The 19,980-nt window shown below is 74.1% G+C and carries 21 protein-coding genes; 9 read left to right on the top strand and 12 right to left on the bottom strand.

Translation table 11 applies throughout. From position 1 onward, the window contains the following. Nucleotides 1–47 precede the first annotated feature (47 nt). The 3 genes from panC to FE251_RS13895 are packed head-to-tail and all read left to right on the top strand — an operon-like array spanning nucleotide 48 to nucleotide 2,222. Nucleotides 48–815, top strand: a complete 768-nt coding sequence (gene panC, locus FE251_RS16115) for a pantoate--beta-alanine ligase (protein WP_456237492.1) — start codon at nucleotides 48–50, stop codon at nucleotides 813–815. Nucleotides 816–817: 2 nt separating this feature from the next. After that, nucleotides 818–1,300, top strand: coding sequence for an aspartate 1-decarboxylase (panD, locus tag FE251_RS13900; RefSeq protein WP_139073387.1), 483 nt, complete (start codon nucleotides 818–820; stop codon nucleotides 1,298–1,300). Between the two features lie 10 nt (nucleotides 1,301–1,310). Further along, complete coding sequence (locus FE251_RS13895) at nucleotides 1,311–2,222, top strand: AEC family transporter (protein ID WP_230976440.1); 912 nt, start codon at nucleotides 1,311–1,313, stop codon at nucleotides 2,220–2,222. A gap of 14 nt (nucleotides 2,223–2,236) precedes the next feature. On the opposite strand, the gene FE251_RS13890 is transcribed toward FE251_RS13895, so the two are convergent. Then, nucleotides 2,237–2,929, bottom strand: a complete 693-nt coding sequence (locus tag FE251_RS13890) for a uridine kinase family protein (protein ID WP_230976439.1) — start codon at nucleotides 2,927–2,929, stop codon at nucleotides 2,237–2,239. Between the two features lie 89 nt (nucleotides 2,930–3,018). Between FE251_RS13890 and lysS the strand changes: the two genes are divergently transcribed. After that, nucleotides 3,019–4,557 carry a lysine--tRNA ligase gene (gene lysS / locus FE251_RS13885; RefSeq protein ID WP_456237491.1) on the top strand — a complete coding sequence of 513 codons (1,539 nt, stop codon included), beginning with the start codon at nucleotides 3,019–3,021 and terminating at the stop codon, nucleotides 4,555–4,557. 5 nt (nucleotides 4,558–4,562) lie between these two features. On the opposite strand, the gene FE251_RS13880 is transcribed toward lysS, so the two are convergent. Together FE251_RS13880 and FE251_RS13875 are read right to left on the bottom strand one after the other, a co-directional pair. Continuing rightward, nucleotides 4,563–5,408 carry a DUF4349 domain-containing protein gene (locus FE251_RS13880; protein ID WP_139949069.1) on the bottom strand — a complete coding sequence of 282 codons (846 nt, stop codon included), beginning with the start codon at nucleotides 5,406–5,408 and terminating at the stop codon, nucleotides 4,563–4,565. Between the two features lie 90 nt (nucleotides 5,409–5,498). Next, nucleotides 5,499–6,455, bottom strand: coding sequence for a YihY/virulence factor BrkB family protein (locus FE251_RS13875; protein WP_168202747.1), 957 nt, complete (start codon nucleotides 6,453–6,455; stop codon nucleotides 5,499–5,501). 175 nt (nucleotides 6,456–6,630) lie between these two features. Between FE251_RS13875 and FE251_RS13870 the strand changes: the two genes are divergently transcribed. After that, entirely contained in the window at nucleotides 6,631–7,776 is a 1,146-nt protein-coding gene (locus FE251_RS13870; protein WP_139949068.1) for an acyl-CoA dehydrogenase family protein, read from the top strand. A gap of 93 nt (nucleotides 7,777–7,869) precedes the next feature. Further along, entirely contained in the window at nucleotides 7,870–8,517 is a 648-nt protein-coding gene (locus FE251_RS13865) for a hemerythrin domain-containing protein (RefSeq protein WP_139949067.1), read from the top strand. Between the two features lie 68 nt (nucleotides 8,518–8,585). Here FE251_RS13865 and FE251_RS13860 read toward each other — a convergent pair whose 3' ends face one another. Both FE251_RS13860 and FE251_RS13855 read right to left on the bottom strand, forming a co-directional pair. Further along, nucleotides 8,586–10,124, bottom strand: coding sequence for a catalase (locus tag FE251_RS13860; RefSeq protein WP_139949066.1), 1,539 nt, complete (start codon nucleotides 10,122–10,124; stop codon nucleotides 8,586–8,588). Between the two features lie 37 nt (nucleotides 10,125–10,161). Beyond that, nucleotides 10,162–10,572, bottom strand: a complete 411-nt coding sequence (locus FE251_RS13855) for a Fur family transcriptional regulator (RefSeq protein WP_139073393.1) — start codon at nucleotides 10,570–10,572, stop codon at nucleotides 10,162–10,164. A gap of 113 nt (nucleotides 10,573–10,685) precedes the next feature. Here FE251_RS13855 and FE251_RS13850 point away from each other — a divergent pair, with 113 nt between their 5' ends. Then, nucleotides 10,686–11,243, top strand: coding sequence for an amino-acid N-acetyltransferase (locus FE251_RS13850; RefSeq protein WP_139073394.1), 558 nt, complete (start codon nucleotides 10,686–10,688; stop codon nucleotides 11,241–11,243). Here FE251_RS13850 and FE251_RS13845 read toward each other — a convergent pair. The 3 genes from FE251_RS13845 to FE251_RS13835 form a co-directional block, all read right to left on the bottom strand. Then, the gene (locus FE251_RS13845; protein WP_139949065.1) at nucleotides 11,240–11,902 is read right to left on the bottom strand and encodes a nucleoside/nucleotide kinase family protein; all 663 of its coding nucleotides are present in this window, start codon (nucleotides 11,900–11,902) and stop codon (nucleotides 11,240–11,242) included. The genes FE251_RS13850 and FE251_RS13845 overlap by 4 nt on opposite strands. 12 nt (nucleotides 11,903–11,914) lie before the next feature. Continuing rightward, the gene (locus tag FE251_RS13840) at nucleotides 11,915–12,367 is read right to left on the bottom strand and encodes a hypothetical protein (RefSeq protein ID WP_139949064.1); all 453 of its coding nucleotides are present in this window, start codon (nucleotides 12,365–12,367) and stop codon (nucleotides 11,915–11,917) included. 65 nt (nucleotides 12,368–12,432) lie between these two features. Beyond that, the gene (locus FE251_RS13835; RefSeq protein ID WP_139073397.1) at nucleotides 12,433–13,317 is read right to left on the bottom strand and encodes an HhH-GPD family protein; all 885 of its coding nucleotides are present in this window, start codon (nucleotides 13,315–13,317) and stop codon (nucleotides 12,433–12,435) included. A gap of 69 nt (nucleotides 13,318–13,386) precedes the next feature. On the opposite strand from FE251_RS13835, the gene FE251_RS13830 reads away from it, so the two are divergent. Further along, complete coding sequence (locus FE251_RS13830; RefSeq protein WP_139073398.1) at nucleotides 13,387–14,022, top strand: hypothetical protein; 636 nt, start codon at nucleotides 13,387–13,389, stop codon at nucleotides 14,020–14,022. 6 nt (nucleotides 14,023–14,028) lie between these two features. Here the strand turns inward: FE251_RS13830 and disA are convergent, their stop codons facing one another. From disA to FE251_RS13810, 4 genes are all read right to left on the bottom strand, one after another. Beyond that, nucleotides 14,029–15,102 (bottom strand): DNA integrity scanning diadenylate cyclase DisA, encoded by a 1,074-nt coding sequence (disA, locus tag FE251_RS13825; RefSeq protein WP_139949063.1) that lies wholly within the window; start codon nucleotides 15,100–15,102, stop codon nucleotides 14,029–14,031. A gap of 95 nt (nucleotides 15,103–15,197) precedes the next feature. Beyond that, on the bottom strand, nucleotides 15,198–16,577 hold the full coding sequence (gene radA, locus FE251_RS13820; protein WP_139949062.1) for a DNA repair protein RadA: 1,380 nt from the start codon (nucleotides 16,575–16,577) through the stop codon (nucleotides 15,198–15,200). A 29-nt stretch (nucleotides 16,578–16,606) separates the two neighbouring features. Next, entirely contained in the window at nucleotides 16,607–17,491 is an 885-nt protein-coding gene (locus FE251_RS13815) for an aldose-1-epimerase (RefSeq protein WP_139949061.1), read from the bottom strand. Between the two features lie 13 nt (nucleotides 17,492–17,504). Next, nucleotides 17,505–18,518, bottom strand: coding sequence for a LacI family DNA-binding transcriptional regulator (locus FE251_RS13810; protein WP_230976438.1), 1,014 nt, complete (start codon nucleotides 18,516–18,518; stop codon nucleotides 17,505–17,507). A gap of 384 nt (nucleotides 18,519–18,902) precedes the next feature. Here FE251_RS13810 and FE251_RS13805 point away from each other — a divergent pair, with 384 nt between their 5' ends. After that, complete coding sequence (locus tag FE251_RS13805; RefSeq protein WP_139073400.1) at nucleotides 18,903–19,919, top strand: substrate-binding domain-containing protein; 1,017 nt, start codon at nucleotides 18,903–18,905, stop codon at nucleotides 19,917–19,919. Nucleotides 19,920–19,980 lie beyond the last annotated feature (61 nt).

Below are 19,980 nucleotides of genomic sequence, written 5' to 3'. Positions count from 1 at the left end.
AGCTGCGCGCGGCGCTGGAGCGCCAGAGCGGCACGCGCGCCGTCGTCATGACGATGGGCGCGCTCCACGAGGGGCACCTCGACCTCGTCCGCGAGGCCCGCCGCCGGGCCGACCACGTCGTCGTGACGATCTTCGTCAACCCGCTCCAGTTCGCCGCCGGGGAGGACCTCGACGCCTACCCGCGCGACCTGGAGGCCGACCTCGCGAAGCTCGCCTCCGTCGGCGCCGACGTCGTCTTCGCGCCCGACCCGCAGGTGATGTACCCCCAGGGTGAGCCGGCCGTGCGCGTCGACCCCGGCCCGGTGGCCACGCGGCTCGAGGGCCTCGCCCGGCCCACCCACTTCGGCGGGGTGCTCACCGTCGTGCTCAAGCTCCTCCACCTCACCCGGCCCGACGTCGCGCTGTTCGGGCAGAAGGACGCCCAGCAGCTCGCGCTCGTCCGGGCGATGGTCCGCGACCTCGACCTCGACGTCGAGATCGTCGGCGTGCCGATCCGGCGCGAGCCCGACGGGCTGGCGATGAGCAGCCGCAACGCCTACCTCTCGCCCGACGAGCGGCAGGCGGCGCTGGCCCTCTCGGCCGCGCTGCGGGCCGCCGGCGCCGTCGCCTCCTCCGGACCCGGTGCCGTGCTCGCCGCCGCCCGCGGCGTGCTCGCCGCCCAGCCCGGCGTCGAGGTCGATTACGCCGAGCTCGTCGACCCTGAGACCATGGAACCCGTGCCTCCCGGCCACGGCGGGCGCGCGCTCCTCGCGGTCGCCGCCCGGGTGGGGAGCACGCGGCTCATCGACAACGCGATCCTCGACCTGCAGGAGTGATGATGCCAGCGCCCAGCTCGCTGCAGCGGCCGATGCTCATCGGCAAGATCCACCGCGCCACCGTGACGGCGGCCGACCTCCACTACGTCGGCTCCATCACCGTCGACGCCGACCTCCTCGACGCCGCCGACCTCCTGCCCGGGCAGCAGGTCGACGTCGTCGACATCACCAACGGCGCACGGCTGACCACCTACGTCATCCCCGGCGAGCGCGGGAAGGGCGACGTCCAGATCAACGGCGCCGCCGCCCACCTCGTCCACCCCGGCGACCTGGTCATCCTCATCGCCTACGGCATGCTCAGCGACGCGGACGCGCGCACCTACACCCCCTCCGTCGTCTTCGTCGACGAGCACAACCGGGTCCTCGACATCGGCGACGAGCCCGGCCAGGTGCCCGACTGCGCCGAGGAGACCTCCTACCCCGTCGAGCCGTCCGGCGTCCCCTTCGCCGACTACCGCGCCGAGGCTGCCCCCGGGCCGCGCTGACGTGCTGGGGGTGCTCGAGGGCTTCACCGCCCTCGCCGTCCTCATCGCCCTCGGCGCGCTCCTCGCGCACGTCGGCTTCCTCACCTACGCCAGCCAGACGATGCTCGTCCGGCTGGCGTTCTGGGTCGCCAGCCCCGCGCTCCTCCTCACCGTCGTCGCGGACGCCGACGTGCGCGTCGTCCTCTCCGCCAGCCTCGTCGCCTCCGCCGGGGCCATCGCCGGCTCGCTCGCGCTCTACCTGCTCCTGTCGCGGCTCCTCGCGCGCCGCCCGGCCCCCGAGACCGTCGTCGGGGCGCTGTGCTCGATGTACGTCAACGCCGGCAACCTCGGCCTGCCCATCGCGGCCTACGTGCTCGACGACGCCGCGCTCGTCGCCCCGATCCTCCTGCTCCAGCTGCTCGTCCTGCAGCCGCTCGCCCTGGCCGTCCTCGACCGCACGACCTCCGGGCGCGCCGCGGGGGCCGGCCACATCCTCCTGCGGACGGTGCGCAACCCGCTCATGATCGGCGCGCTCCTCGGGCTGGTGCTCGCGCTCACCGGCGTCACGCTGCCCACGCTCGTGCGCGCACCGGTCGACCTCCTCGGCGCCATGGCCGTGCCGGCGATGCTCCTCGCCTACGGCGTCTCGCTGCGCCTGGGACCGCGGCCCGGTGCCGGCGCGCCCGTCGCGGAGCTCGCGCTCGTCGTCGGGCTCAAGATCGTCGTCCAGCCGCTGCTCGCCCACCTCGTCGGGCTCGCGGTGGGGCTCGATGACAGCGCTCTGTACGCCGTCACCGTGCTCGCGGCGCTGCCCACCGCGCAGAACGTCTTCGTCCTCGCGAGCAGGTACGACCGCGGCGTCGTCCTCGCCCGCGACGCGATCTTCCTCTCGACGATCGGGGCGGTGCCCGCGATCGTCGTCATCACCGCGCTGGCCGCCTGAGGACCAGCGCGGCGTCAGGCGACGGGCGGGCGGGCGGCGAGCTCGCGGATGTAGCTCTCGGCGTCGCTCACCCGCATCTTGCGGGCCCCGCGCGCGATGAGCTCGGTGATCATGGCCGGCTCGATGCGCGCGAGGTTGAGGCCGCGGCGCAGCAGCGTGAGCGGCGGCTTGCGGGCCTCGCCGAGGTCACGGGTGAGACGGAACCAGAACGTCTGGGCCCGCGGGCGCCACAGGCACAGCGCGTCGGCGAGGATGTCCTCCTCGCGGCAGTCGGCGATGAGCTCGGCCGCGAAGATCCCCTCGGCGAGGACGATCGGGCTGCCCCCGGCGTCGAAGACGCGGGTGGCCGTGCGGCGGTTGGTCGGGATGTCGTAGAGCGGCAGCTCCGCGCGGCCCGTCCGGGCGATCTCGAGCAGCGCGGCGAGCGCGCCCTCGTGGTCCCAGCTGCGCGGGTCGTCCCAGTCGACGATGCCGTAGCGGCGGGGGAGGTCGGGGTGGTCACCGTCCCGGTAGAAGTCGTCGAGGGAGACGACGGGCACGCCGAGGCGGCCGGTGAGGGACGTCTTGCCGGAGCCGGAGGGGCCGGTGAGCAGCACGATCCGCACCGGTGCGCGGCGTGCGCCCGGCGGGATGTCGAAGAGGCCCGGCTGGTGGACGTCCTCCTCCTCGTGCCCGGCAGGTGCGTCGCCCGGTTCCGCTCCGCTCATTCCCATCCCCTCGCGCGCGTCGCGCTCGCCCGCGACATCACCCCGAGGATATCGGCCCGTCCGGCCACCGCTGCGTCGCTGGGTACGATCTGGGTGTGAGTGAGACGACCCCGCACAGCATCGAGGACCTCGACCAGGACGTGCCCGAGCAGGTGCGTGTCCGCGCCGAGAAGCGGGCCCGGATGCTGGCCGCCGGCACCGACCCCTACCCGGTCACCCTGCCCGTGACGACGACCATCGCCGCCGTCCGGGAGAAGCACGCGGACCTGCAGCCGGGGGAGGAGACCGACGACGTCGTCGGCGTCGCCGGCCGGGTCATGTACCTGCGCAACACCGGCAAGCTGTGCTTCGTCACGCTCCAGGACGGCGAGGGGCGCCGGCTGCAGGCCATGCTCTCGCGCGCGGAGGTCGGCGAGGAGGCCCTCGCCTCCTTCAAGGCCGACGTCGACCTCGGGGACCACCTGTTCGTCCACGGGCGCGTCATCGCTTCGCGTCGCGGGGAGCTCAGCGTCTTCGCCGACTCCTACCGGCTCGCCGCCAAGTCGCTGCGCCCGCTGCCCAAGACGTACGAGACCGAGTCCGGGGAGCAGGTCGCGCTCTCGGAGGAGGGGCGGGTGCGCCGTCGCCACCTCGACCTCATCATGCGGCCCGCCGCGCGCGACATGGTGCGCACCCGCGCCGCCGTCGTGAAGTCGCTGCGCCGCACCCTCGACGAGCGTGCGTTCGTCGAGATCGAGACCCCGATGCTCCAGGTGCAGCCGGGCGGGGCCGCGGCCCGCCCGTTCGTCACGCACATGAACGCCTACGACATCGACCTCTACCTGCGCATCGCCCCCGAGCTCTTCCTCAAGCGCGCCGTCGTCGGTGGGATCGAGAAGGTCTTCGAGATCAACCGCAACTTCCGCAACGAGGGCGCCGACTCGAGCCACTCCCCGGAGTTCTCGATGCTCGAGGCCTACGAGGCGTACGGCTCCTACGACACGATGGCCGACCTCACCCGTCGTCTCGTCCAGCAGGCCGCGACGGACGCGTTCGGCTCGACGACCGTGCAGCTCGCCGACGGCAGCGACTACGACCTCGGCGGGGAGTGGGCAGAGCTGTCCCTCTACCCCTCGCTGAGCGAGGCGCTGGGCGAGGAGGTCACCCCGCAGACCCCGATGGCCGAGCTCGAGCGGCACGCCGAGCGCCTCGGGCTGGCCGTCGCCCCGCACCACACGCCGGGCAAGGTCGTCGAGGAGCTGTGGGAGCACCTCGTGGGCGACCACCTCCACGCCCCGACCTTCGTGCGGGACTACCCGGTGGACACCTCCCCGCTCACCCGGGCGCACCGGTCGGTGCCGGGCGTCGTGGAGAAGTGGGACCTGTACGTGCGCGGGTTCGAGCTCGCGACCGCCTACTCCGAGCTCGTCGACCCCGTCGTCCAGCGGGAGCGCTTCGCCGCGCAGGCACTGGCCGCCGCGGCGGGGGACCCGGAGGCGATGGTCCTGGACGAGGACTTCCTCGAGGCGATGGAGCAGGGCATGCCGCCGGCCGGTGGCATGGGGATGGGCATCGACCGTCTCCTCATGGCCCTCACCGGCCAGGGGATCCGGGAGACGATCACCTTCCCCCTCGTCAAGCGGCTCTAGCGGCCCTACGCCGTGGCGGCGGGCTCGGCCGGGGGGACGGCCGGGCGCCGCCGGCGGCGGCGCGCGAGCACGACGGCGGTGACCGGGAGGCCGAGGACGAGCAGCCACGGCAGCGCCGCGCCGAGCGCGACGAGCAGGCCGTCGGCGACGGTCACGAGCGCGTCCCAGCCGCCGCGCAGGCCACCGGCGAACCCGCCGGCCTCGAGCCGGACGGGGTGGTCGGTGGTCACCGAGATGTGCAGCGTCGACATCGTGACCTGCTCGCTGAGGTAGGCGCGCTCGGCCTGGAGGGCCTCGAGCTCGGCCTGCCGCTCGCTCAGCGCGGCCTCCGCGGCGAGCAGCTGGTCGCTGGAGTCGGCGTCCTCCATGAGCTCGAGGAGTCGCTCGGTCGAGGTCTCCAGGGCGGTGATGCGCGCGTCGAGGTTGCGGCCCTGGCGGGTGACGTCCTCGGAGCCGATCGCCACGTCGGTCACCTCCCCGAGCCGCTCGACGGCGTCGAGCGTGCCGGTGACCTCGGCGGCGGGCACCCGGACGGTGAGGGCGCCCGAGACGTCCTCCCCGTCCTGCCCGGTGTGCTCCGAGCGCTCCTGGATCCTGCCGCCGACCTGTCCGACGATGCGCACGATCTCGTCCATCGCCCGCTGGGCGTCGTCGGCGACGAGGGTGAGCGAGCCGGTGACGACGACCTCGCGCGCCTCGTCAGCCTCCTCCGCGTCCTCGGCGGAGGCCATGCCCGCGCGGGCGGCGTCGCCGCCGGAGTCCGTGCCCGTCGTGGAGTCGTCGGCGCCGCTGCAGGCGGCCGCCCCGAGGAGCAGCACGAGGAGCAGGGCCACCGTCCGCAGGAGTCTCATCCTTCGACGCTAACTAGCCCGGCCCCCCGGACCGGCAGGTGTGGCCGAACCGTGACCGTACCGGGACCGGGACGTGACCCTCCGGGAGGGCTACTCCGCGCTGTCGTTCCACGACCGGCGCAGGCTCCGCGCCCGCGCCTCGTCGGAGTCGCGGCGCGCTTCGGCGCGGGTGGAGGCCCGCTCGTCACGCACGTCCACCTGGATCTTCCGGTCGGCCGGGATGCCGCGGACGAGCTGGCGGGCCCGGGCCAGCTCCCGGTCGAGCTCGGCGCCCAGGAGCAGGGCGGCGTTGACGAGCCACAGCCACAGGACGAAGACGACGATGCCGGCCAGTGCGGCGCCGTACGTCGACTCGACGCGTCCCGCCAGACGCAGGTAGAGCTGGAAGGCCAGGGAGGCGAGGACGGCGCCGCCCACCGCGACGAGCGTGCCGGCGGACAGCAGCCGCGGGCGCAGGGAGCGCACGTTCGGGGTCGCGTAGTAGAGCAGGGAGACGACGGCGAGGAACGCCGCGAGGGAGATCGGCCAGCGGGCCAGCTCCCACACGGTGAGCGCACCGCGCAGGTCCAGGGTCTCGCCGACCGCGTCGGCGACCGGTCCCGAGACCACCGACAGGAGCGTGACCAGCGCGGCGAACAGGACGAGGACGAGCGTGGTGAGCAGGTGGCGGCCGATGAGCTGGAGGCCCGGGCGGCCCTCGGCCACCCCGTAGACCCGGTTCATCGCCCGCCCGAAGGAGGCGACGTACCCGGCGGCGATCCACAGCGACGTCACGACGCCCAGGACGAGGGACCACCCGGCGGCCGGCTGCTCGAGGACGTCGCGGACCGGCTGGCTGATGACGGCGAGCGCGTCCTCGTCCGGCGCGACGAGACCGAGGATCTCGAGCATGGTGTCGGTGCTCTGCGGCCCCTCACCGATGAGGGCGAGCACCGAGGTGAGCATGATCGCGACCGCGGGCAGGGCGAGGACGGCGTAGAGCGTGAGGGCAGCCGAGCGGTCGAGGCACTCGTCGGCGAAGAAGTCGCGCACGGCCTTGCCGAACATGAAACGGCGCGACGGCCGTCTGCCCTGCGTGGCCGGTTTCTCCTGGGTCCCCGTCATCCTCACCCTCCCGGGGACAACGGAAGCACGGCACGGGTCCGGGCGCGCGCTCAGCCGCCCGGACAGTGGGCCGACAGCCGGGCCGACAGCCGGGCGGAGGCGGGCCTAGGCTCGGGTGATGACCAGCGAGCTGCTGCCCGACGACCTCCTCGAGCGGATCCGCGGCCGCGCCGCGGGGTACGACCGAGAGAACGCCTTCTTCACCGAGGACCTCGCCGAGCTCGCCGCGGCCGGCTACCTCACGGCGATGGTGCCCACCGAGCTCGGCGGCGCCGGCCTGTCCCTCGAGCAGCTGACCCGCGAGCAGATGCGGCTCGCCGGTGCGGCGCCCGCGACGGCGCTCGCGGTCAACATGCACCACGTGTGGGTCTCGGTCGCGCGCTCCGTCCGGGCGCGCGGGGACCACTCGTGCGACGTCGTCCTGGAGGAGGCCGCCGCGGGGGAGGTCTTCGCCTTCGGGGTGTCCGAGCCGGGCAACGACCTCGTCCTGTTCGGCTCGCAGAGCCTCGCCGAGCCCGACGGCGCGGGCGGCTACTCCTTCACCGGGACGAAGATCTTCACCTCGCTGTCACCGGCCTGGACCCGGCTGGGGACCTTCGGCGCCGACACCTCCGGGTCCGACGGCACCCACAACGTCTGGGGCTTCCTCACCCGCGACGCCGGGGGAGTGGAGGTCCGTGAGGACTGGGACGCCCTCGGCATGCGCGCCTCCCAGTCCTGCACCACGGTGCTCACCGGCGCCCACGCGCCCGCCGAGCGCATCGTGCGGCGCGTCCCGCCGGGCCCCACGACGGACCCGTTCGTCCTCGGCATCTTCGCGAGCTTCGAGATCCTCCTGTCGAGCGTCTACACCGGCATCGCCCGGCGCGCGCTCGACGTCGCGGTCGAGCGGGTCCACGCGCGCCGCACCCACGACGGCACGCCCTACGCCCACGACCCCGACATCCGCCGGCGCCTGGCGGGAGCGGCGATCGCGCTCGACGGCATCCACCCGCAGATCGCCGCGCTCGCCCGCGACGTCGACGAGCAGACGGGCGGCGGCGCGCTGTGGCTGCCCCGGCTCTCGGCGCTCAAGGCGCGGGCCACCGAGACCGCCAAGGACGTCGTCGAGGACGCCGTGCGCGTCTCGGGCGGCGCGTCGTACTTCAACCGCAGCGAGCTCTCCCGTCTCTACCGCGACGTCCTCGCCGGGATCTTCCACCCGAGCGACGACGAGTCGGTCCACCGCGCCTGGGCCACCGCCCTCCTCGGCCCCCTCCCCTGACGGTCGTCGCCTGCGGGGGGTTCCGGCACGGCACGGGCAGGACTACAGTCCGGCTCGGGCGGACCCGTGACAGTGCGAGCGAGGGGGACGACCATGGCCACGACGTGCGACGCGAGCGGCATGGCGGAGATCCACCGGATGTTCCGTGCCGGCTTCCGGGAGGGGCCCGCGCTCGTCGCGGGAGTGGCGGAGGGCGACGCCGCCCACGCCGACGCCGTCGGGGACCACCTGTCCCTGCTGTCCGGCTCCCTGCACTCCCACCACGAGTTCGAGGACGAGAACCTGTGGGACACGCTGAGCAGCCGGGCGCCCGCCTGCGCGCTCCACGTCGGGCGGATGAGGGGCCAGCACGCCCAGATGCTCGTCCACCTCACCGCGCTGGACGAGGCCCTGCCCGCCTGGCGGGCGAGCGGCCGCGGCGCCGACGCCGAACCGGTGCTGGCGGCCCTCGGGCGGATCGACGCGGGACTCGCGGAGCACCTGCCGGACGAGGAGGAGCACATCGTCCCGGTGATGGAGCAGGTGCTCACCCAGCCGGAGGTCGACGCCGGGTCCGCCCACGGGCGGCGCTCGACGCCGCGCGGCAAGGCCTTCGAGATGATCGGCGCCATCATGGCCGCCCAGCCTGACGGCGGCGTGGAGTGGCAGCGCAAGCACATGCCCGCGCCGCTGCGCCTGGTGTGGCGCACGGTGGGGCGCTCCCGCTACGCGGCCGCGCGCTCCCGCCTGGCGCCGCGGTAGGGAACGGCACAGGGGCCCGGTGACCGCGTCGCGGTCACCGGGCCCCTGCGTGGGTCAGGCGTCGGGTGTCAGGCCCGGGCCGAGTCGAGCTGGGCGTCGGTCGTCGGGGCGAGCGGGTCGCCACCGACGTGCTCGTCGCCCTTGCCCGCCCAGTAGGCGGCCTCGATGCGCTCACCGATGCTCTGGTCGACGTTCTTCCAGTACTGGAAGGCGTTGGACAGGACCGGCTCCTGCACCCCGCCGAGGAGCGAGCCGGTGACGGTCCGGACGAGCTGCTCACGCTGCGCGTCGTCGAACACCTCGCGGACGAGGGTGCCGGCCTGGCCGAAGTCGTCGTCCTCGGAGTGCAGCGCGTAGGCGCTGCGGACCATGTCGCCGTCGGCCTCCCAGCCGTCCTCGACCGGGCCGGTCTGGTCGGCGTAGGGACGGCCGTAGGAGTTCGGCGCGTACACGGGGGCGGTGCCCGAGTGGGTGAACGTCATGTTGCCGTCGATGAGGTAGTCGTTGGTCTCGACGATCGGCCTGTTCACCGGGAGCTGGTGGTAGTTCGTCCCGATGCGGGCGCGCTGGGCGTCGGCGTAGGAGAACACGCGGCCGAGGAGCATCTTGTCGGGGGAGACCCCGATGCCCGGGACGGTGTTCGACGGCGCGAAGGCGGCCTGCTCGATCTCCGCGAAGAAGTTCTGCGGGTTGCGGTTGAGCTCCATCGTGCCGACCTTGATGAGCGGGTAGTCCGCGTGCGGCCACACCTTGGTGAGGTCGAAGGGGTTGAACCGGTAGGTCTTCGCGTCCGCGTACGGCATGACCTGGACCGACAGCGTCCACGAGGGGTTCTCGCCGCGCTCGATCGCCTCGTAGAGGTCGCGACGGTGGTAGTCGGCGTCCGAGCCGGCCAGCGCCTCGGCCTCCTCGTTGCTGAGGAACTCCATGCCCTGGTCGGTGTGGAAGTGGTACTTCACCCAGAAACGCTCACCCTGGGCGTTGACCCACATGTAGGTGTGCGAGCCGTAGCCGTTCATGTGGCGCCACGTGCGGGGCAGGCCGCGCACACCCATGAGGTAGGTGACCTGGTGGGCCGACTCCGGGTTCTGCGTCCAGAAGTCCCACTGCATGGTGTTGTCGCGCAGGCCGGAGCCCGGCAGACGCTTCTGCGAGCGGATGAAGTGGGGGAACTTCATCGGGTCGCGCAGGAAGAAGACGGGGGTGTTGTTGCCGACGAGGTCGTAGTTGCCCTCGGAGGTGTAGAACTTCAGCGAGAAGCCGCGGACGTCGCGCCACGTGTCGGGCGAGCCCTGCTCACCGGCGACGGTCGAGAAGCGGGCGAGCATCTCGGTCTTGGCACCCGGCTGGAAGAGGGCGGCCTTGGTGTAGCGGCTGACGTCCTCGGTGGTGGTGAAGGTGCCGAACGCGCCGGCGCCCTTGGCGTGCGGGTTGCGCTCCGGCACGCGCTCGCGGTTGAAGTGCGCGAGCGTCTCGACGAGGCGGACGTCGTGGAGCAGCAGCGGGCCGTTGCTGCCCAGGGACAGCGAGTTGCGGTCCGAGGCGTTCGGCATGCCGAAGCCGGTCGTCGAACCCGTGGGCTGGGGGCCGGGGGCGTTCTGGGTCATGGTGTCTCCTTCTGCGATACGAATGGTGCTGCTGCCGTCAGCGGCAGGTGGGGCACGTCCCCCAGTAGAGGACCTCGGCGGTGTCGACCGTGAACCCGTGGTCGGTACTGGGGGTCAGGCACGGGGCGTGCCCGACGGCGCACGGCACGTCGCCGATGTCGCCGCAGGACCGGCACACCACGTGGTGGTGGTTGTCCCCCCGGTTGAGCTCGTAGCGGCCGGGTGAGCCCTCGGGCTCGATCCGCCGCAGGAGCCGCGCGTCGGTGAGCGCGTGCAGGACGTCGTAGACGGCCTGCGTCGACACCGTGCCCAGGCGCTCGTGCACCCCGCGCCGGACGTCGTCCGCCGTGGCGTGCGGCTGGGCCGCGACCTCCGCGAGCACGGCGAGCCGCGGCGCGGTGACCCGGAGGTCGGCGGCGCGGAGCAGCTCGGCGTGGTCTGTGGGCATGTGTCGACCATAGGGTCTTTTCTGGAATAGGTCAAGATTTTGAACGACTCCGGTCAGCGCCCGCACCCCGGTCGTGGGACGGGCGACGGCGGGCCTTCTGCCATCATTCGGCGATGAGCACGACGAGTGGCGCCTACCCGGACGGCCCCGCCGACCCCTCGGTCATCGTCCGTCCCGCCCTGCCGGCCGACGCCCGCCGCATCTACGACCTCGTCACCCCCTACGCGCAGGAGCGCATCCTCATCGCCAAGGAGCTCATCAGCTACTTCGAGGCGATCCAGGAGTTCCTCGTCGCGGAGCTCCCGGGGGAGGACGGCACGTGGGAGGTCGTCGGGTGCGGCGCCCTGCACGTCATGTGGGACGACATCGCCGAGGTCCGCACGCTCGCCGTCTCCCAGGAGCACCAGCGGCGCGGGGTGGGCCGCCACGTGCTCAGCGCTCTCCTCGAGCGGGCGAGGATCCTGGGGCTGCGGCGGGTCTTCTGCCTCACCTTCGAGGTCGACTTCTTCCAGCAGCTGGGGTTCCGGGTCATCGAGGGCACCCCGGTGGGGACCGACGTCTTCGCCCAGATGCTGCGCTCCCACGACGACGGCATCGCCGAGTTCCTCGACCTCGCCCGGGTCAAGCCCAACACCCTGGGCAACTCCCGGATGCTCCTCGAGCTCGACTAGCCCGACGCGGCCTCGCGCAGGGTGAGGACGAGGTCGGCCCTGTCCCGCACCGCGCGCACGAGCGCGGCGTTCGGCTCGTCGGTGCCCAGCGTCCACGCGGCGGCGGCCCGCGGGTCCATCCCGTGGGCCTCGTGCCGTGCCCGCAACCGGCGGCGCCGCTCCTCGTCCTCGAGGTCGACGTACCAGGTGGCGTCGAGGTGGGCCGCGGCCGCCCGCCAGGCCGGGTCGTCGAGCAGGAGGTAGTTGCCCTCCGTCACCACGAGCCGCACCTCGGGCCCGACGGGGATGCCCGCCGCGACCGGCTCGTCCAGCGTGCGGTCGAAGTCCGGTGCGTAGACGGTGCCCTCCCGGGGGTCGCGCAGCCGGGCGAGCAGGTGGGCGTAGCCGGCGGCGTCGAAGGTGTCCGGGGCGCCCTTGCGGCCGCGCCGGCCGAGCGCGTGGAGCACCGCGTTGCTCAGGTGGAAGCCGTCCATCGGGACGAGCGCGGCGTGGGGGGCCAGCGCCGCGACGAGCTCGGCGGCCAGGGTCGACTTCCCCGCGCCGGGTGGCCCGGCGAGCCCGAGGACCCGGCGGCCCTCGCCCGCGAGCATCGCCCGGGCGCGCGCGACGAGCGTGGGCACGTCCGCGGACAGGACGACGGGACGGGTCGTTGCGGCCATGGCCGGGCGCGGTCAGCGCGCCTGCGCCAGCCGCCGGCGGACGAGGACGACGACGAGGGTGAGCTGGGCGGACACGACACCGAGGGCGAGGGTGAGCACCGCCGTCGCCGGCTCGACGACGGTCCACGCCGCGACCGCGACGACGCACCACACGAGCGCCGCCAGCTGGACCCGGTGCAGGCGCGCCGACGTCACCGTGAGGGTCTGCGCGGGGGGACGGCCGGCGAGCACGCCCCGCAGCCCCAGTGCGCCGACGACCGCCCCGACGATCGCGAGGAGCTGCCCGCCGCCGAGGACGGACACCGCCGGGCCGACGAGCGTCGGGTCCGAGCCGCTGAGGGCGAGGATCGCGGCGGCGACGACCGCCAGGCCGAGGCAGGCGGCGCCGCACGCCACGACCGCGTCACGCAGGGCGCGGATCGCGCGGGCGACGAGGACGTCCTGGGGTACCGAGGGGCTCTCCACACCCGAAACCCTACGGTGGCCAGGACCCTGCCCGGCGCGGTGGGCGGGTGCGACGGGCCACAGGGTCAGGACGGCAGGGCGTAACGGCCGGGGGCGGGCTGCCCGACGAGGCCGTCGGCGAGGAGTCCGGCGAGGGCGCGCTGCGGCTGCTGCGGGTCGGCGGCCGTCAGCCCGGCGAGCAGCTCCTCCTCGGCCAGGCTCGCGCCGTCCGGCAGCGCGCGCAGGCGCGCCATGACCCGGCCCCGTGCCTGGCGGTCGGTGCCGTGCCAGGCCTGGGTGCGGCGCCGTGGGGCGTCGGCGTCCGGCGGGGAGCCGGCCAGGCGCCACCGGCAGCGGTCGGCCAGCGGGCACTGCGGGCACCGCGGTGAGCGCGCGGTGCACACGAGCGCGCCGAGCTCCATGACCCCCTCGTTCCACCGCACCGCCAGCGCCGGGTCGGCGGGCAGCAGACCGGCGGCGTGGGCGCGCTCGGCGACGGTGAGTGCGGGCGGCGGCAGCGCCCGCCCCTCCGACACCCGGGTGAGCACGCGCCGGACGTTCGTGTCCAGGACGAGGGCCCGTCGGCCGTGGGCGAAGCTTGCGACGGCCGCCGCCGTGTAGTCCCCCACTCCGGGCAGCGAGCGCAGCTCCTCCTCACCCTCCGGCACCTCCCCGGCGAAGCGGCCGGCGACGGCGGCGGCGCACTCGCGCAGCCGCAGGGCCCGCCGGGGGTAGCCCAGACCGTGCCAGGCACGCAGGACGTCGGCCGGGGAGGCGGCGGCGAGGTCGGCGGGCCGCGGCCAGCGCTCCATCCACTGCTCCCACACCGGGGCGACCCGGGCGACCGGGGTCTGCTGGGACATGACCTCGCTGACGAGCACGCCCCACGGCGTCGTGCCGGGCCGGCGCCACGGCAGGTCGCGGGCATGGCGGGCATACCAGGCGGCGACGGTGGTGTGGAGGTCGTGCATCGTGCCCAAGTCTGCCTCCTCCCGGCGAGCCGTCGCCGCCAGGGCGCCGGGCGTGCCTACCGTCGTGGCGTGAGCAGCTCGACAGGTCCCCGCCGCCGCCACCCTCCGTCGGTCTACTGGCGCCGCAGGGCCGTGGCCCTGCTCGTGCTCCTCCTCCTCGTCGGCGGCATCGTGTGGGGCGTCAGCGCCCTGCTCGGCCGGGACGCCGGTGCGGCCCCGCCCTCCTCGGGCGAGGGGACGCCGGAAGCGCAGGAGCAGCCCACCGAGGCGCCCACGACCCCCGCGCCGACCCCCGAGCCCACCACGGGCGGCGTCGCCGCGTGCGACGCGGGCACCGTGGAGGCGCGCGTCGCGCTGGAGCCCGCCGCGCTCGCCGTCGGCTCGGGCACGACCTTCCAGGTGACCGTGCGCAACGCCGGCCAGGGCCCGTGCCTGCTCGACGCCGGGCCGCGCGCGCTCGTCGCGACGGTCGTCTCCGGCGCGGACCAGGTGTGGACCTCGGCGCAGTGCGCGGGGGACGCGACCAACGAGCTCCTCCTGGACGCCGGGGCCGAGGCACCGGTGAGCCTGGCCTGGGACGGTCGACGCTCCGCCGAGGGGTGCCCGGCCGACCAGCCGTTCGCGGGAGCCGGGACCTACCGGGTGGGCCTCACCCTCGGTGGCCAGCCCGTGGGCGGCGAGCCGGTCGTCTTCACGATCGGCTGAGCCGGGTCAGACGTAGCGCTCGAGGATCGAGGACTCGGCGAGCCGGGACAGGCCCTCGCGCACCGACCGCGCTCGCTGCGGGCCGACGCCGTCCACCTGCTGGAGGTCGTCGGTGCTCGCCGCGAGCAGCTTCTGCAGCGGCCCGAGGTGCTCGACGAGGGCGGTGACGACCGAGGCGGGCAGGCGGGGGATGCGGGAGAGCATCCGGTAGCCGCGCGGGCTCAGCGGGTCGTCGAGGGACTGGCCGTCCGGCCCGCCGACGCCCAGGGCGCGCGCGATCGCCGACATCTCGATGAGCTCGGTCGAGGTGAGCGCCGCGAGCCGGGCGAGGACGCCGGCGACGCCGTCTCCGGCGCGGGCGCTGTAGTCCCGGATGATGTACTCGCGGTCCGGTGCCAGGCCCCCGATGAGCTCGTCGAGCTGGAGGGACAGCAGGCGTCCGTCGGCCCCGAGCTCGACGACGTAGCCGTCGATCTCCGCCGAGATCCGCGAGACCATCTCCAGGCGCTGGACGACGGTCGTGACGTCGCGGACGGTGACGAGGTCCTCGATCTCCAGCGCCGCCAGCGTGCCGGAGACCTCGTCGAGGCGGGCCTTGTACCGCTCGAGGGTGGCCAGGGCCTGGTTGGCGCGGGACAGGATGGCGCTGGAGTCCTCGACGACGTGGCGCACGCCGGCCACGTACAGGGCGACGATGCGCATCGACTGGCTCACCGTGATCACCGGGAAGCCGGTCTGCTTCGCCACGCGCTCGGCCGTGCGGTGGCGCATGCCGGACTCGCTCGTCTCCACGCTCGTGTCCGGCATGAGCTGGACGTTGGCGCGCCGGATGCGTCGGCGCGGGTAGTCGACGACGACGGCGCCGTCCATCTTGGCGAGCTCGCGCAGCCGGGTGGCGGAGAACTCCACGTCGAGGTCGAAGCCGCCGGAGCACAGGCTCTCGACGACGTCGTCGTAGCCGAGGACGATGAGCGCGCCGGTCCGGCCGCGCAGGATGCGCTCCAGTCCGTCACGCAGCTCGGTGCCTGGCGCGACCGCCTGCAGCGTGGCGCGCAGCAGCGTGTCGAGCTTCTCGGCCACGTGCTCTCCTCGGGTGTCGGTGCGGGGGGCGTCGCGACGCCCCGCGGTTCATCCTACGGCCGTGGCAGGAGCTGCCCGGACGGTTCGGGCGGCCCTCAGACCTCGTGGGGAAGGGCGACGAGGAGCGCCTCCTGGACGTTGGCCACGGGGTGCACCCGCATGCCCTCGACCGCCTTGAGCTGGTCGGCGCCGTGCCGGGGGACGAGCGCGGTGGTGAAGCCGAGCCGGGCGGCCTCGCTGAGCCGCCGCTGGACCCCGACGGTGGCCCGCACGTCACCGGTGAGGCCGACCTCGCCGATGGCGACGACGCCGCGGACCAGCGGCCGGTCCGCGGCGGCGCTCGCGACGGACAGCGCCACCGCGAGGTCGACGGCCGGCTCGACGGCGCGCGCGCCGCCGACGGTGGACACGTAGACGTCCCGGCCGCCGAGGTCGAGGCCGAGGCGGGCCTGGAGCACGGCGAGGGTCATCGAGGTCCGGGAGCCGTCGACTCCCGAGGTGGTGCGGCGCGGGTTGCTCAGCGAGCTCGCGGCGACGAGCGCCTGGATCTCCGTCGGCATCGGCCGGCGGCCCTCGAGGCTCACCGAGGCGCACGTCCCCGGGACGGGGGTGGTGCGGTCCTCGGAGAGGAAGAGTCCCGAGGGGTCGGCCAGGCCGGTGATGCCCGTGTCCGACAGGTCGAAGCAGCCGACCTCGTCGGTGGGGCCGTACCGGTTCTTCGTCGCGCGCAGGAGACGCAGCCGGGAGTGGCGGTCCCCGTCGAACTGGCAGACGACGTCGACGAGGTGCTCGAGCACGCGGGGACCGGCGAGGGAGCCGTCCTTGGTCACGTGCCCGACGAGGATGACCGGCACGTGGCGCTTCTTCGCCGCGCCGATGAGGGCCGCGGCCACCTCGCGCACCTGGCTCACGCCGCCGGCCGCGCCGTCGACCGCCGCCGAGGCGATGGTCTGGACGGAGTCGACGACGACGAGCGAGGGGTCGGCGGCCTCGATGTGACCCAGGACGGTGGCGAGGTCGTTCTCCGCGGTGAGCAGCAGGCGCGGGGCCATGGCGCCGATGCGCTCGGCGCGCAGCCGCACCTGGCTCGCCGACTCCTCCCCGGTGACGTAGAGGACCGAGCCCGGTCCCGACTGCGCGGCGCGGGCGGCGACGTCGAGCAGCAGGGTCGACTTGCCGGCTCCCGGCTCCCCGGCGAGGAGGACGACGGCGCCGGGGACGATCCCGCCGCCGAGCACGCGGTCGAGCTCCCCGACCCCGGAGGGCCGGGCGCGCGCCGTCTCGACGTCGACGTCGCCGATGGGCTGGGCGGCGACGGCGGGGCGGGCCGGGGCCGGGGCGCGGGTGGGGGCGCCGCCCGCCTCGCCCACCGTGCCCCAGGCCTGGCACTCCCCGCAGCGCCCGACCCACTTGGCCGTGCTCCAGCCGCACTCGGTGCAGCGGTAGGCGGGGCGCTGCTGGGTCCTGGTGCTCATGCCACGACGGTACCGACGGGGTCCGACACTCAGCCCTCGACGGCGTCGATGCGCAGCGCGAGCGTGTGCGACTCGCCGGGGGCGAGCTCGACGAGGTCGGTGCCGGAGTTGAAGGCGTCGGGCGGGCAGGTCATCGGCTCGACGGCCACGCCGCGCCGCTCGACCCGCTCGCCGCTGTAGACCTGCACCCACGGGGCGTCGGCGTGCAGGCGCACCCGCAGGGACTCGTCCGCGAGGGAGACCGTCCACCCGCCGTCGGGCAGGCCGGTGAAGGCGTGGTCGACCTGCGTCGTGCCCATCGGCGCCGTCCCCGGCAGGTCGAGCCCGACGTCGCCCGCCGGTGAGGTCGCGACCGGGCGCAGCCGCTCGTCGACGGTGAGGACCGTGGTCGCCGGCACGCGGAGGGTGCACTCGTCGACGGGACGCAGGTCGCACGTGAGGTAGGGGTGGGTCGAGGAGCCGTAGGGCGCGGTCCGGGTGCCGATGTTCCGCGAGGTGATCCGGACGTCGAGCCCGCCCTCGGGGGAGAGGCGGTAGGTGACGCTGCTGTGGAGGTGGAACGGGTAGCCGTAGCGGGGGGCGAGCTCGAGCTCGAGGACGACGTGCTCGGCCGAGCGCTCCACGACCTGCCACACGCTCCAGCACGCCAGGCCGTGCAGCGCCGCGCCCGTGGCGCGCTCGTTGACCGGGACCTCGTGGCGCTCGCCGTCGTACTCGTAGGTGCCGTCGGCGATGCGGTTGGGCCACGGCACGAGCGTCTTGCCGAGGTACCCGAGCGGGAGCTCCTCCGGCTCGTGCGGCACGACGACGTGGCGGCCCCGCCACGTCAGGGACGCGAGGCCGGCTCCGGTGGGCACGACGGTCGCGGCGTAGTCACCGGCGGTGAGCTCGACGGCGGGGGCAGGGACGGGCACGGTACTCCTCGGGTCAGCGGGGCCCGCCCGAGGACTCGCGCACGACGAGCTCGGGACGGGAGAGGATCTCGGCGGGGTCCTCGCCGTCGATGACGGCGAGGAGCACCTCGATGGCCTGGCGTCCGACCTCGTCGAACGGCTGGCGCACGGTGGTGAGCGGCGGGTGGTAGTAGTCGCTGCCGGCGACGTCGTCGTAGCCGACGACGGCAACGTCCTCGGGGATGCGCACGCCCGCCTCGTGGAGCGCACGCATGACGCCGAGGGCGAGCAGGTCGTTCGCCGCGAAGACGGCCGTGGGGAGCGTCGGGCGGCGCAGGACCTCCTGCATCGCCTCGTAGCCCTGACTGGCGTCCCAGCCGCCGGGGACGACCTCGGGGACGGGGAGGCCGGCCTCCTGCAGCGCGGCGCGCCAGCCGGCGACGCGGGCACGGGCGTCGAACCAGTTCTCCGGGCCGGCGACGTGGACGATGTCGCGGTGCCCGAGGTCGATGAGGTGGCGGGTGGCGTCGTGCGCGCCGCGCTCGTGGTCGACGGCGACGAGGTGGAACGGCTGCTCGACCGCGAGACCCGCGGCGATGATGACGATGGGCAGGGAGCCGGCGAGCCCGAGGGTCGCCTCGGCGATGTCGGTGGTCGGGGCCACGACGACGACGCCCTCGACCGCGAGGCTGAGGAAGAAGTCGAGCGTCTCGTGGGGGTTGGCGGCGGTGTCCTCGGCGCTCGCGGAGATCGTCGCGTAGCCGGCCTGCCGGGCGGCCTCCTGGATCGCCATCGTCGTGTGGCTGGGGCCGAGGCGGCGGATCGAGGGGTTGATGACGCCGATCATCCGCGTGCGGCTCGTCGCCAGCGCGCGGGCGGAGAGGTTGCGGCGGTAGCCGAGCTCCTTGATCGCCGCGCGGACCCGCTCCTGGGTCTCGGGGCGGACGAGCTCGGGGGTGTTGAGGACGCGGGAGACGGTCTGGTGGGAGACACCCGCGCGCGCAGCGACGTCCGACATCACCGGCGGTCGCCTGACCTGAGTGCTCACCGTCTCGCCCACCTGATCCTCCTGTACGTCGGTTCTGTCTGCGCGCGGACCCGGCCCGTGGGGGAGGACTGCGCGGACGCCCGGAGCGCGCAACGGGCCTGCCGCGCCGAAGCGCCCGGGAGGGGCGCCCTCACGCTCGGCTGCGGCGCCTCCCGGGCGGTGCCCGTGCTGCTCAATGTACTCCTGCCGCCCCGCCGGCCCGGCGCGGATCCGCGCGGCCGCGGAGGGCGTGCGGGAGTGCCCGCAGGCGACGTCACAACCTGGTCACGATCGAGAGGGCGGACTTGACGCACATCACGATGTTAGCGTTAACTCCGGATCACAGAGTCGTGTTCGGCCTCGCCGCGAGAACGTCGGGTGTCGACAGTGCAAAGGAGCATCGCAATGAGCTTGAAGAGGTCTCGGCACATCCTCGCGGCGTCGACCGCGATGGTTGCAGCACTCGCACTGGGGGCGTGCGGCAACGGGGACGGGAGCGACGGCTCGACCGACGCGGGGGACGGCGGCACCGCCGACGGCGACCTCGTCACCGTCGGCTTCGTCGCGGTCGGGCCGGAGGGCGCCTGGCGCCAGGCGAACGAGCAGAACATCCAGGACACCTTCACCGAGGAGGCCGGCTACGAGCTGAAGTTCGCGCCGGCGGCCAACCTCGACCAGGCCTCCCAGATCTCCGCCTTCACCTCCTTCGTCGACGAGGGCGTGGACGTCATCCTCCTGTCGGCGACCGAGGGCTCCGGCTGGGAGGACTCCCTGCGCCGGGCGCAGGAGGCCGAGATCCCGGTCATCCTCATCGACCGTGGCATCGAGCCGGACGACACGAGCCTCTACGTCAGCCGCATCGCCCCGGACAACATGGAGGTCTCCTCCGCCGTCGCCGAGTGGGCCGTCTCCGAGTTCCCCGACGGCGGGCGCTACTTCGTCCTCGAGGGCCCGGCCGGCGTCTCCGTCGTCAACGAGCGCAACGAGGGCTGGGACGCCGTCATGGACGACCAGCCCCAGTTCGAGCGCGTGGGCGCCCAGACCGCCAACTGGTCCACCGAGGAGGCACGCAGCGTCTTCGAGACCGTCCTGAGCTCCGAGGGCAACGACATCGACATCGTCTTCGCCCAGAACGACGAGATGGGCCTCGGGGCGGCCCTGGCCGCAGAGGCTGCCGGTCTCCAGCCCGGCGTCGACGTGCAGATCGCGACCATCGACGGCACGCAGAACGCCCTCGAGGCGCTCGCCGAGGGACGCCTGAGCTTCGTCGCCGAGTACAACCCGCTGTTCGGCGAGACGGCCATGGAGGTCGTCGAGAAGGTCCTCGCCGGCGAGGAGGTGGAGTCCTACATCATCGTCCCGAGCGAGACGTTCGACTCCCCGGAGGCCGCCCAGGAGGCGCTGCCCAACCGCCAGTTCTGACCCGCGCGCCGCGGTGCGGGGGACGGGTCCGTCCCCTGCACCGCGGCTGCCCGTCCCTCCG

The sequence above is a fragment of the Georgenia wutianyii genome (assembly GCF_006349365.1).
Taxonomy (GTDB): domain Bacteria; phylum Actinomycetota; class Actinomycetes; order Actinomycetales; family Actinomycetaceae; genus Oceanitalea; species Oceanitalea wutianyii.
Note: the sequence above shows the minus strand (reverse complement) of the source record. Positions and strands in the feature narration are given on the sequence as shown.

Coding starts and splice junctions, on each gene's coding strand:
- panC (WP_456237492.1), top strand. CDS start 48: ATGACGATGGGCGCGCTCCACGAGGGGCACCTCGACCTCGTCCGCGAG.
- panD (WP_139073387.1), top strand. CDS start 818: ATGCCAGCGCCCAGCTCGCTGCAGCGGCCGATGCTCATCGGCAAGATC.
- FE251_RS13890 (WP_230976439.1), bottom strand. CDS start 2,929: ATGAGCGGAGCGGAACCGGGCGACGCACCTGCCGGGCACGAGGAGGAG.
- FE251_RS13880 (WP_139949069.1), bottom strand. CDS start 5,408: ATGAGACTCCTGCGGACGGTGGCCCTGCTCCTCGTGCTGCTCCTCGGG.
- FE251_RS13875 (WP_168202747.1), bottom strand. CDS start 6,455: ATGTTCGGCAAGGCCGTGCGCGACTTCTTCGCCGACGAGTGCCTCGAC.
- FE251_RS13870 (WP_139949068.1), top strand. CDS start 6,631: ATGACCAGCGAGCTGCTGCCCGACGACCTCCTCGAGCGGATCCGCGGC.
- FE251_RS13865 (WP_139949067.1), top strand. CDS start 7,870: ATGGCCACGACGTGCGACGCGAGCGGCATGGCGGAGATCCACCGGATG.
- FE251_RS13860 (WP_139949066.1), bottom strand. CDS start 10,124: ATGACCCAGAACGCCCCCGGCCCCCAGCCCACGGGTTCGACGACCGGC.
- FE251_RS13855 (WP_139073393.1), bottom strand. CDS start 10,572: ATGCCCACAGACCACGCCGAGCTGCTCCGCGCCGCCGACCTCCGGGTC.
- FE251_RS13850 (WP_139073394.1), top strand. CDS start 10,686: ATGAGCACGACGAGTGGCGCCTACCCGGACGGCCCCGCCGACCCCTCG.
- FE251_RS13845 (WP_139949065.1), bottom strand. CDS start 11,902: ATGGCCGCAACGACCCGTCCCGTCGTCCTGTCCGCGGACGTGCCCACG.
- FE251_RS13835 (WP_139073397.1), bottom strand. CDS start 13,317: ATGCACGACCTCCACACCACCGTCGCCGCCTGGTATGCCCGCCATGCC.
- radA (WP_139949062.1), bottom strand. CDS start 16,577: ATGAGCACCAGGACCCAGCAGCGCCCCGCCTACCGCTGCACCGAGTGC.
- FE251_RS13805 (WP_139073400.1), top strand. CDS start 18,903: ATGAGCTTGAAGAGGTCTCGGCACATCCTCGCGGCGTCGACCGCGATG.